Source organism: Bifidobacterium sp. ESL0745 (assembly GCF_029433335.1).
Taxonomy (GTDB): domain Bacteria; phylum Actinomycetota; class Actinomycetes; order Actinomycetales; family Bifidobacteriaceae; genus Bifidobacterium.
Genome location: NZ_JAQTHX010000002.1, coordinates 233802 through 244947, shown reverse-complemented (window position 1 = coordinate 244947; position 11146 = coordinate 233802). Strand labels below are relative to the sequence as shown.

Here is an 11146-nt window from a genome sequence, read left to right as displayed (position 1 = left end):
TCCGATGTCAGACGCAAATTTCTACCTGTCGGTCGCGAACATCCGATACACTTAATATTTATATGATAAATCGGTCGCGCCCGAAGCCTTTACTTCGGCCGCGACCGATAAGCGGCCGACGCAAGGATGGCAGTCATGTTCGATTCTAAATCGTTGAGCCACTCAGACAAAGGCAACGGGACCACCGCGCTGGATCAGATGCCGCTGGAAAAATTCTCGTTGGACGACCTCGACAAAGGCACCATCAACGCGTATCGCAACACCATGAGCGCCGCACGTCCCAACCACCCTTGGCTTTCGCTCGATACCGACGAGTTCCTGCTACGGCTGGGAACGAGCGCCAAAGGCGAGGACAATAAACCGCACCCAACCCGCGCAGGCCTTCTGATGTTCGGCAAGGAATGGATGATCACACGTGAATTCCCGTACTTTTTCCTCGACTACAGGGAGCAGTTGGGCGGAACCAGCCGTTGGGACCACAGAATAGTCAGTGGCGACGGGGAATGGAGCGGTAATCTCTATGATTTCTGGCTGCGCGTCTGGCAAAGGCTGACCCAATCCGTGCCAAGGCCCTTCATGGTCGATACCGAGTTGCGCCGGGTCGACGACACCCCTCTGCACCTTGCCTTGCGCGAGGCGTTTGCCAACACCCTCATCCACGCCGATTATTACATGCGCGGCAACACCGTCATCGTTTTGCAAAAAGACAAGATCACATTCGCCAATCCCGGCGGCCTGCGAATCCCGGCCGATGTGGCCATGGCCGGCGGTATTTCGGATTCCCGCAACCCCACGCTGCTGAAGATGTTCTCACTCATTTCCATCGCCGAACGCGCAGGCAGCGGCTTCGACGCCATGCGCGCAGGCTGCGATTGGGCTGGCCTTCCCCACCCACGATTGACGGAATCGTTCGACCCGGACCGCACCGAACTTGCGTTCACGCTGAAAACGGTCGGAAATAATAGCCACGCTCTAGGCAAGAGTAAAGCTGAAAATCTTAATATCGAAAAATCCACGGCCGACGCTGATATCCATACCCAACCATCCCACCTTGATGGCGATTCCCCGACTCCTATCTCCGCAGCAGCCAGCGCTCAGATACAAAAGGGCAATGAACAGGACACCATTCTTGCCTATCTCAGTGCGCACAACGACATCACCCGTGCCCAGACACAGCAATTAATCGGTTCAGGGCCGACAAAAGCCAAGGGAATCCTACGCAAGCTCGTCACAGACGGCGTTCTGCTCCGCACCGGTAAAGGAGCAACCACACGCTACACATTGAGCACCAGTCTCTAAGCCATTTCGCCGTTGTCATCACTTGTTACCGGGCGCAAAACAATCATCGGCGCCACAGACACGAACACTATCGTTGGCGATTCCGAAATCTCACTCATTCGAACCGGGCAAAAGTGCCGCCTAGCCCCGGACGCCGTATTCATCGGTATAAATCGTCCACGGCGACGAACCTGAACCAATAGGCAATACAGTTGCGCTATTCTTCTCATCGAGAAGGGCATTGGCACAAAGACTCACGAGGCTTCAGACCAGGCACCAAATCCCTTCATTCTGAGGCATTTTTAACGCAGTTAAGCATATGGTGATAATTCCTTGGCGTAAGACATAGTTGTATTGCTGAAACGGTATTCTTGATTCTGTATGGTTTATTAGACGCAGTGTTGGGTGTGGCTTTACAAAAGGGGTATCAGGATGTCGTCGTGGCGCAACGGTATTACAAGCAAGATCGCGGTCGTGCTCACCGCGCTCGCGCTTCTCTCCGCCAATGCCCCCGCGCCTGAATCCAGCATCCCCGACACCCAGATCGACTCAGCTCAATCCACAACCCCTGCAACCCCGGCGCCCTCCCAGCCGCAGGAACCGCCGCAGACTGCGGAGCACTCAAAGACTCCGAACACCACGGCGCCCGGCACAAAACCGGCAAAGCCCGCTCCGGCCAATGAGCCGCAACCTTCCAAGAAGCACCACGTTGAGACCCGCGACAGTATAGGCCCGCAGGACGGAACCTGCAGCGCAACGCCAGGTGACCATAAATGGCCAGAAAGTGGCGGCACTGACCCACTTCATTGGAACGAAACGGTCGTAGGCAACGACTGTGTGCTTACTTTTACGAGTGGCACTGTGCCCTATCATGCAGACACGTCGACTTCGACCGCGGTCCCGTGGGACCATGACAACAGCGTCACCACCGTCAACGTGAACAATGGCGTCAGCGTCTCCGAACGAGGCGGACGCTATCTGTTCGCCAGGATGAGCAAGCTCAAGACCGCCAACGTCGCCAACCTCGACACCAGCCAGACCAAAGACATGTTTGCGCTGTTCTGGCAGGACCCCGCCCTCACCACCATCAACGGACTCGACCAATGGAACACCAGCAACGTCATCAACATGGACAGCATGTTCAGCGGCACGACTGTTCTCAAGACCATCGGCAACCCAGGACTCGACATCCCTGCCTCCGCGACCCAGGCCAACATGTACGCCGGTTCGGGTCTCACCTGCCACCAGGCCGGCCGGCATCACTGGACCGACAACACCTACACCCTCGACTGGCAGGAGGCACCAGACGAGAGCGACAGCACACAATGCACCATGACCTTCACCGGCGGGACCGCACCCTATCATGCAGACACGTCGACTTCGACCGCGGTCCCGTGGGACCATGACAACAGCGTCACCACCGTCAACGTGAACAATGGCGTCAGCGTCTCCGAACGAGGCGGACGCTATCTGTTCGCCAGGATGAGCAAGCTCAAGACCGCCAACGTCGCCAACCTCGACACCAGCCAGACCAAAGACATGTTTGCGCTGTTCTGGCAGGACCCCGCCCTCACCACCATCAACGGACTCGACCAATGGAACACCAGCAACGTCACCAACATGCGCTATCTTTTCTCCAGCGTCCCCAACGTCACCGCCATCACTGGCATCAACGGCTGGAACACCTCCCAAGTCACCGACATGGGTTACATGTTTGACAGGGACACCAAACTCACCACGCTTGATCTCATCTACTGGGACACTACTCAGATCACATACATGGACCAGATGCTCCCGGCGAACCTGAATGCCCTCCGCCTCGGCAAGAAGACCACGCTCAAGAACGCCGCCGGCAACAATGCCTTCGCCAACGTTGGTACATACACTTGGGCCGACAAGAGCGGGATAAGCAGCCCGACATGGAGCGGCAACACCGCTCAACTGGCCACTCGCGCCGCGGGCACCAGCCCCGCCGGAGAATACATCGTTAACGGCTTTAGCTACACGTTCCCGACCGCCTGCACCCAGCCCGGCAGCCACACCTGGGGCACGCTCACCTGGAGCGAGACGTTCGAGGGCGAGGGCGAGAACGTGGAATGCGTGCTCAGCCTCGACTCCGGCACCGTGCCCAACCACAACGGAGGCATCCTGAACACCTACGTCCCATGGACCGGCGACAACGTCACCAAGGCCACCGTCAAGACCGGCGTCAAGCTCGCGCCCAACACCGGCCAGACCACCAACACCAGCGGCAGCTACCTTTTTGCCAATATGCCAAAACTCAAAAGCGCCGACGTCGGTAATCTGACAACCACAGGCAACACCAGCATGGAAGGCATGTTCTACAAAACCCCAAATCTTGAAACCCTCACGGGAACGGAAAACTGGGACACTTCCAGCGTCAAAAACATGAAAAGCACCTTCAACAACACTAATCTCGCCAAGATCAATGTCTCGAATTGGAACACTCACAACGTCACCAGCATGAACGTTATGTTCACTAACTGCAGCGAACTCACACAAATAACCGGCATAGGCGACTTGGACACTTCTTCTGTCCGCAACATGGGCGCTATGTTCTCCAGCGACTACAAACTCACCAGCCTGGACCTCAACAACTGGAACACCACACAGGTCAACAACATGAGCTACATGTTCTACGGCGACTACAAACTCACCAGTCTGGACCTCAACAACTGGAACACAGCAAGCATCACAAACACCGCAGCTGTGAACATGATGCTCCCGCAGAACCTGCAGGCCCTCCGCCTCGGCAAGAAGACCAAACTCAAGAAGGACCCATCGAACTCCGCATTCTCCTCCGTGAGCCAGCCCGGCACATGGGTGGACAAGAGCGGGAGCCACAACGATCCCTGGACCCTCAACCCGGCCTGGAGCGGCAGCACTGACCAGTTGGCCGCACGCGCCGCGACCGACAGCCCGATGGGCGAGTACGTCATCTCCAGCGTCACCTACTCGTTCCCAACCGCGTGCACGCAGCCCGGCAGCCACACCTGGGACACGCACACCGGCAACACGCTGACCTGGAGTGAGACGCTCACCGGCGAGGGCGAGAACGCCGAATGCGTACTCAGCCTCGACTCCGGCACCGTGCCTGAAAACTCCGCGGGCACCACCGTGACCACCGGGGTTCCCTGGAGCGACGACAGCGTCACCAAGGCCACCGTCAAGACCGGCGTCAAGCTCGCCCCCAACACCAGCGAGACCACCTACGCCGGAGGCGCCTTCCTGTTCGGCAGGCTCCCCAGGGTCAAGACCATCGACGTCACCAACCTCGCCACCGCCGGCAACACTAGCATGCAGGGCATGTTCTGGGAAGACCCGGCGCTCACCACCATCACCGGGCTCAAAGGCTTCGACACCAGCAAGGTCACCAACATGAACAGCACTTTCAACGTCACCAGCCTCGCCAGCCTCGATGTCAGTGATTGGCACACCGGCAACGTCACCGACATGAACGGCATCTTCGGCAACAACCCCAACCTCTCCACCATCACGGGCATCGACAGATGGGACACCGACAAATGGGACACCGAGAAGGTCACCGACATGGGCAACATGTTCGCCAACGACACCAGGCTCAGCACCCTCGACCTCAACAGCTGGGACACCACCAGCGTCACCAGCATGGACGGCATGCTTCCGCCGAACCTCAAGGCTCTGCGCCTCGGCAAGAAGACCACGCTCTCCAACACCACAAACAACAAGGCCTTCGCCAACGTCAGCCAGTCCGGCACTTGGGCCGACAAAAGCGGGATGAGCAGCCCAGCATGGAGCGGCAACACCGACGCACTGGCCACACGCGCCGCAACCGCCGACCCAGCGGGAGCGTACATCATCAGCACCTTCAACTACACGTTCCCTCCGCTACCCTTCACCGCGCTGCCTTTCACCGGCCTCACGCGCCGGCAGCTCCTACGCGGACTGCTCATCCTCGCAGCCGGCGTACTCGCCCTTGTGCTCGCGGCGGCCGTCCACCGCGCACGCGATCGCCGCGCCGACAGCCACTGACAAGACCATGAAGTCAATTAGCTCAAACCCGTAAACAACAACTCAATCGACTTCCGAATTTTAAAGTTCATAACATAGGCACAACAACGCTCCGCTTCCAGAAAGAAAACCAGAGTATTCATGACGATTCGTTGCAATAAAGTAACTATATAAATTCCAGAGCACCAAGGAGGTAGCATGGACACTGTAACGATGAACATGACGTTCGACGCCAGCACCTACAACCGCGCTGTCGAGCAAAAGAACCACGCCAGAGAGGATCTTCTTGCTGAAATCCGCGAATACGTGCAGGAATTTGTCACCCGCTCCGCCGAAGGTGGCGACATGCGCACCGACACGATATGCAAGACGCCTGACGAGACTCGTGACTTTTTCAACAACATTTTCGCAGAGGAATCCGGAAAATCTCGAAGTCAAGAAAATGAATTACGATAGTTTTTATTCTAAAATACAGTATTTACGATTACAGTAATCGTGATTACAGTATTTTTAGATTAAGGTAATCACGATTAAGGTAATCTGGGTTACCCTATTTTTTATCCCATGCCTAGCAATGTATATATCCAATTCCAAAACGCCGCTAAACCAGCTCAGGACTTCATACAACGCCCACTGCCGCGAACCGCCGAAAGCGTGTTGAAGCGGTGCTGTTTTTAGGCGGACGATTGCGCGGTGACGGATGGCGACTAAAGTTTTCTCTTATATTCGTTAGTCGCGCGAAATCTGTTTGGAAGGCGGCGCTCGTTTGAGGCGGGGCCGCAACCGAAGAAAGGGATGGTTGATGTCCGAAACCAAGAACATTTCCGGAAAACCGAACGAAGGCAAGGGTGACGGGTTCAAGGCGACCACGAGCGCTGCAGCCGACGCCGCGAAAGTCGCGAACGCCAAAGCGATGAAGCCGACAGGCCAAGCGGCACAGACGGCAAGCGGCTCAACGACCGACGGAACAAAGACAACCAGCGCAACGGCTTCGGGAGCGAAATCGGCAGACGCAAAAGCCACCGAATCCAAGGTCTTCAAGAACGATCCGTGGTACGGTTCCTACGCGGCCCGCGCCGACAACATGCGCGCCTCCGAAATCCGTGCGCTTTTCGCCACGGCCTCGCGTCCGGACGTGGTCTCGCTGGCCGGCGGCATGCCCTACCTCGAATACCTGCCGTTCAAAGAACTTTCGCAGCTTATCGCCAAGATGCTTGTGGACAAGGGCGACGTGGCCTGGCAGTACGGCTCGGCGCAGGGCGACCCGCATCTGCGCGAGGACGTATTGCAAATTATGGCACTTGAGGGCATCAAGGACGTGCAGCCCGACGACGTGGTGATCTCCAACGGTTCGCAGAACGCCATCGATTTGGTCACGCGCATCATGTGCGACCCGGGCGACGTCGTGATTGCCGAAGCCCCGAATTACGTGGGCGCGCTCGGCGTCTTCTCGTCCTTCCAGGTCGACGTGGTCAACGCGCAGACCGACAAAGACGGGCTTATCCCCGAATCGTTCGAAGAGACCATCAAGGCCCAACGCAAGGCCGGCAAAAAGGTCAAGTTCCTCTATACCGTCCCCAATTTCCATAATCCCGCCGGCGTGACCATGAGCGTCGAGCGCCGCCCACGCATCATCGAGATCGCGCGCAAATACCACGTGCTTATCGTCGAAGACAACCCTTACGGCCTGCTCGGTTTCGACGGCCAGACCTACCCCGCGCTGCGTTCGATGGATTCCGAAAACGTCGTCTATCTTTCCAGCTTCTCCAAGATCATCGCGCCGGGCATGCGCATCGCGTGGATCGTGGCGCCTCCGGGAATCCGCAAGAAGCTCATCCTGGCCAACGAGGCGTCGATCCTCTGCCCGCCGAACATGAGCCAGATGACCATCACCACCTACCTCGACAACTTCGACTGGAAGAACCAGATCAGCCAGTACCGCGGCATGTACAAGGAACGTTGCGACACCATGGACGCGGCGCTGCGCGAGTACTTGCCGTACTGCTCGTGGAACAAGCCCAAGGGCGGCTTCTACATCTGGCTGAAGATCCCCGAGGGCCTCAATTCCAAGGAAATGCTGCCTCGAGCCATCACCGCGAAAGTCGCCTACGTGGCCGGCACCGGCTTCTATCTCGACGGCAGCGGCACGCACCACATGCGCCTTTCGTTCTGCTATCCGACGCCGGACAAGATCACGCTTGGCATCAAGCGTCTCGCGGGCGTGATGAACAACGAGCTCAAGACCGCCGAACTCTTCGGCACCGCCAAGGCCGACGCAGATGCACGCCGCGCCGACAGCACCACCGAGAAAGACTGAAGGAGCGTTAATCATGGCAAAGCACATCAAGACCACGAAACATACAGCCGCAACGCAAGACCGTGCTTCCATCGACCGCGCCGCAACCAAGGTGCTTGTCATCTGCGGCGGTATGAGCCACGAGCGCGACGTCTCGCTTTCCAGCGGCCATCGCGTCGGCGGCTACCTTGAGGAAGCCGGCTGGAATGTTGCCATACACGACATGGACAGCGAGTTGCTGCCATACCTGAGCAATCCCGAAACCCGCCCCGACATCGTCTGGCCGCTGCTGCACGGGGCCAACGGCGAGGACGGCTCGATCCGCGACATCCTTGAAATGGAAGGCCTGCCCTACATCGGCTCGCGCGCGAAAGCCTCGCGCACCGCCTGGAGCAAGCCCATCGCCAAGAATGTGGTGCGCAAGCTCGGCGGGCTTTCAACCCCCGTTTCGGTGGCGCTCCCCGAATCGACATTCCGCGAGCTTGGTGCAAAGAAAGTGGTTGATCTGCTGGTCGATTCGCTGAAGTTGCCGCTGTTCGTCAAGCCGACGCAGGGCGGCTCGGCGATGGGTTGCACCCGCGTCGACAAGGCCTCGGAACTGCCGCAGGCGATGGTCAACAGCTTCGCATATGGCGACGTCGCGCTGGTGGAGAAGGCCGTCACCGGCACTGAGATTTCGGTATCCGTGCTGGAAATCGACGGGGAACCGCTCGTCCTGCCGCCGCTGGAAGTGGCCACGCCCGACGGCGAATACGATTATGAGGCCCGTGTGACCCCCGGCCCCACGGATTTCTACGTTCCCGCGCGCCTGCCGCAAGACGTTCTCGAAGCGGCACAGGAAGCGGCGCTCACCGCGCACAACACCTTGAGCCTGCGCGACATCTCCCGCACCGACTTCATCGTCGACGAATCCGGCACCCCGCAGTTCCTCGAATCGAACGTGGCCCCCGGCATGACCGCGACCTCGCAGCTTCCGCAGGCCGCCATCGCCGCCGGTTACAGCCTGGCCGACCTCTACTCGCAGCTGGTCGAGTCTGTTCTGTGCCAGCATCGCGCGGATAAGTAGGGGATACGCGGCTCAACGACAAAAGGAATACGTAACTTTTCGGTGGCAGGTATCAGTGTCCCACCACCGAAATGAGTAAGTCTCAGCAAGCAGAAACAATCTCCTGACAACCGGCATAGATAGGTCAGTCCCTACTGGCGGGCTTATGTCGTTTTCCGCCGACAAACCCACGGCAATATGTGCAACTTGAATATGTCTGAAGACATCCAGGTTGCACATATTTGCGTATTACGTTAGAAATATACGCTTTATCACTTCATAAATGCGCCTATACGAAAACCGCGGAATCCAGCTGCCCCGTCTGGCGGAGCAATTGAATCAGCCATTGCGGCGTCAACAGCACCGCCAACGCAATGAGCACCACGACGATAATCCCGCCATAGACCAGCATCCGCACCCACAACGGACGGCGACGCAGCGCAGGCACCCCGTCCAACAGCAGCCACGTGAGCAACAGACCGGTGATGAATCCGCCGACATGCGCCTGCCATGCCACATGCGGCACGAACAGCGGCATCGCCAAATCGACGACGATCCACACCACCATCGCACGGATATCGGTGTGCGTGCGACGAAAAACAAGTAGCATCATCGCGAAAAGCCCAAACAGTGCACCGGATGCGCCGTATGCGGACATCGCCCAATTATTGGCGAAATGGCTGTAGACGATCAGGCCCTCGGACGCGCCAAGCCCGCAAATCATATAGACCGCGAGGAAGCACCAGTGGCCGAGCAGCCCCTCCAGATACGGCCCTATGGCGATGAGCGTGAGCATATTGCCCAACACATGCAGGACGTTCGGGTCGTGCATGAACATCGAGGTGAACCACATCCAAGGCTTCATGAGCGCCAAGCCGGATGTGAACGACCCGTTAAAGATCATATCGGCGAACAGACTTGGCGAGATGTATTTTAAAAGCACTTCGACAAGCCATACCGCGGCACAAGCAATGACAATCGCCCACGTGATCACTGGGCCGCCGGATTGCCATTGGTATCTGACTTTCTGGTACCAGTGCCCGGCGCCGCCATGTTCATTGCTCATTTTTCCATTTTATCGATTGAAGCATACAAAGACAGCCAAGCCGACGTTCGTTTTCGTTGAGTTTTCAAGCTTTATCGAAGCTCACCATTTACTTTTCGCTGCGGATAAGTATTGCTCGGTATCGATGCTATACGCCATTGGTATCGGCTTTTTCTCTGTTTCCGCTTCAACTTTCGCGTCAGTGACCTTGATTCCGTTCCACACAAACCGGCAGGCCCAACGTTCCAAAATCGTGGCGGCGATATCAAGAAACCTTGATTCCACCTTCGCAAAACCTCGATTGCCATATCAAGAAACCTTGAAGTTTTCGTTTTTCGTGGGTTTTCCACTCAATTGTCACAAAACATCGGCTAGGATAGAAACAACGTTGGCTTGGACGCGCAAGCCGGCACATATGAAAGGAGCCGTCATGGAGAACAAGTCTTCTAACGGTTGGAAGTTCTTTGCGCTGCTCTTCGGCGGTCTGCTTGCTGCAGTCGTCGGTCTGTATATGTATAAGCAGCAGAACCCCGACTATGATCCGTGGGAAGAGCCGTGGGAAAACAGCTCTTCGCCAGTCGATTTGGGTCTTGATAAGGAAGCCGATCCGAAGCCTGAAGAGGGCCCGGAAGCCACTACCGCCTGATTTATAACGAATAAAAGGGGGTCGATTATGGTCGGCTCCCTTTTTTCTATGCCTTTTATCGGTGCAGCGAACAGGCTCACGTTTTTTCGCAGGGTCGTATTTTTACGAGTCTATTACGATAATACGAATATATTTGAATCCAACAAACCTTACCATTCCAACGGTTAATGCTATCCGCAAATCATTTATGATTATCGCAAATTAATAGCCAAAATCATATTTTCCCGACGTTCTAAAAAATATGAGCCGGCCCTATATACAATGACGCTATGGCAGCAATACGGGAACAGGACATTTCGAAGGGTATGGCAGCGCTCGATCAATGGCGCAAAGCGGCGGAAGCACGTCGGGGCGAGCCGCTTGAGGCACGACTTGCGTTTTCACCCAATGATCTGCCGCGCAACACTTGGGCGATGGCCGTGCGATATTCGCTGTATTTATTGGAGAACAAGGCCCCTGGCCCTGGCGTCGAAGTGCGCGTGGCACCATGGGGGGCAGTGAAAATCCTCGACGGCCCTAAATCAGACCCGCACAATCTCACCCCGCCCGACGTCATCGAACTTGACCCAGACGTGTGGCTGCGGCTTGCGTGCGGCCTGACCTCATGGACCGAGGAGAAGGACGCCGGCCGTATCAGCGCGATAGGCGAGCGCGATGATTTAACCGCGCTGTTGCCGCTGGACTGAGAATCGCGTGGCCGTTTTTGCCCCCCACCCAAAAAGTGGCCGCATAAACGCACTGCTCACGTATATATGCATTAAAGGGATTCGCAAAATTCCGATATTTTTACCAGCTGAGCAAAAATCGCCTGCATAAATATATGGA

Annotated in this window: 8 protein-coding genes; 7 read left to right on the top strand and 1 reads right to left on the bottom strand. The window is 56.9% G+C overall.

Going from position 1 to position 11146, the window contains the following annotated elements:
- Positions 1-135 precede the first annotated feature (135 nt).
- The 5 genes from PT275_RS07870 to PT275_RS07850 all read left to right on the top strand — a co-directional run bounded on the left by PT275_RS07870 (position 136) and on the right by PT275_RS07850 (position 8651).
- On the top strand, positions 136-1299 hold the full coding sequence (locus PT275_RS07870; protein WP_277153832.1) for an ATP-binding protein: 1164 nt from the start codon (positions 136-138) through the stop codon (positions 1297-1299).
- Positions 1300-1710: 411 nt separating this feature from the next.
- A complete protein-coding gene (locus PT275_RS07865) occupies positions 1711-5310 on the top strand; it encodes a BspA family leucine-rich repeat surface protein (protein ID WP_277153831.1) in 3600 nt (1199 codons plus the stop codon).
- A gap of 177 nt (positions 5311-5487) precedes the next feature.
- Entirely contained in the window at positions 5488-5745 is a 258-nt protein-coding gene (locus PT275_RS07860) for a hypothetical protein (protein ID WP_277153830.1), read from the top strand.
- A 346-nt stretch (positions 5746-6091) separates the two neighbouring features.
- Complete coding sequence (locus PT275_RS07855) at positions 6092-7606, top strand: PLP-dependent aminotransferase family protein (protein WP_277153829.1); 1515 nt, start codon at positions 6092-6094, stop codon at positions 7604-7606.
- A 13-nt stretch (positions 7607-7619) separates the two neighbouring features.
- Positions 7620-8651, top strand: a complete 1032-nt coding sequence (locus PT275_RS07850) for a D-alanine--D-alanine ligase (RefSeq protein ID WP_277153828.1) — start codon at positions 7620-7622, stop codon at positions 8649-8651.
- A 268-nt stretch (positions 8652-8919) separates the two neighbouring features.
- Here the strand turns inward: PT275_RS07850 and PT275_RS07845 are convergent, their stop codons facing one another.
- Positions 8920-9696 carry a rhomboid family intramembrane serine protease gene (locus PT275_RS07845; protein WP_277153827.1) on the bottom strand — a complete coding sequence of 259 codons (777 nt, stop codon included), beginning with the start codon at positions 9694-9696 and terminating at the stop codon, positions 8920-8922.
- Positions 9697-10105: 409 nt separating this feature from the next.
- On the opposite strand from PT275_RS07845, the gene PT275_RS07840 reads away from it, so the two are divergent.
- Both PT275_RS07840 and PT275_RS07835 read left to right on the top strand, forming a co-directional pair.
- Entirely contained in the window at positions 10106-10321 is a 216-nt protein-coding gene (locus tag PT275_RS07840) for a hypothetical protein (protein ID WP_277153826.1), read from the top strand.
- A gap of 269 nt (positions 10322-10590) precedes the next feature.
- Complete coding sequence (locus PT275_RS07835; protein WP_277153825.1) at positions 10591-11007, top strand: sterol carrier family protein; 417 nt, start codon at positions 10591-10593, stop codon at positions 11005-11007.
- The last annotated feature ends 139 nt before the right edge of the window (positions 11008-11146 follow it).

Coding starts and splice junctions, on each gene's coding strand:
- PT275_RS07870 (WP_277153832.1), top strand. CDS start 136: ATGTTCGATTCTAAATCGTTGAGCCACTCAGACAAAGGCAACGGGACC.
- PT275_RS07865 (WP_277153831.1), top strand. CDS start 1,711: ATGTCGTCGTGGCGCAACGGTATTACAAGCAAGATCGCGGTCGTGCTC.
- PT275_RS07860 (WP_277153830.1), top strand. CDS start 5,488: ATGGACACTGTAACGATGAACATGACGTTCGACGCCAGCACCTACAAC.
- PT275_RS07855 (WP_277153829.1), top strand. CDS start 6,092: ATGTCCGAAACCAAGAACATTTCCGGAAAACCGAACGAAGGCAAGGGT.
- PT275_RS07850 (WP_277153828.1), top strand. CDS start 7,620: ATGGCAAAGCACATCAAGACCACGAAACATACAGCCGCAACGCAAGAC.
- PT275_RS07845 (WP_277153827.1), bottom strand. CDS start 9,696: ATGAGCAATGAACATGGCGGCGCCGGGCACTGGTACCAGAAAGTCAGA.
- PT275_RS07840 (WP_277153826.1), top strand. CDS start 10,106: ATGGAGAACAAGTCTTCTAACGGTTGGAAGTTCTTTGCGCTGCTCTTC.
- PT275_RS07835 (WP_277153825.1), top strand. CDS start 10,591: ATGGCAGCAATACGGGAACAGGACATTTCGAAGGGTATGGCAGCGCTC.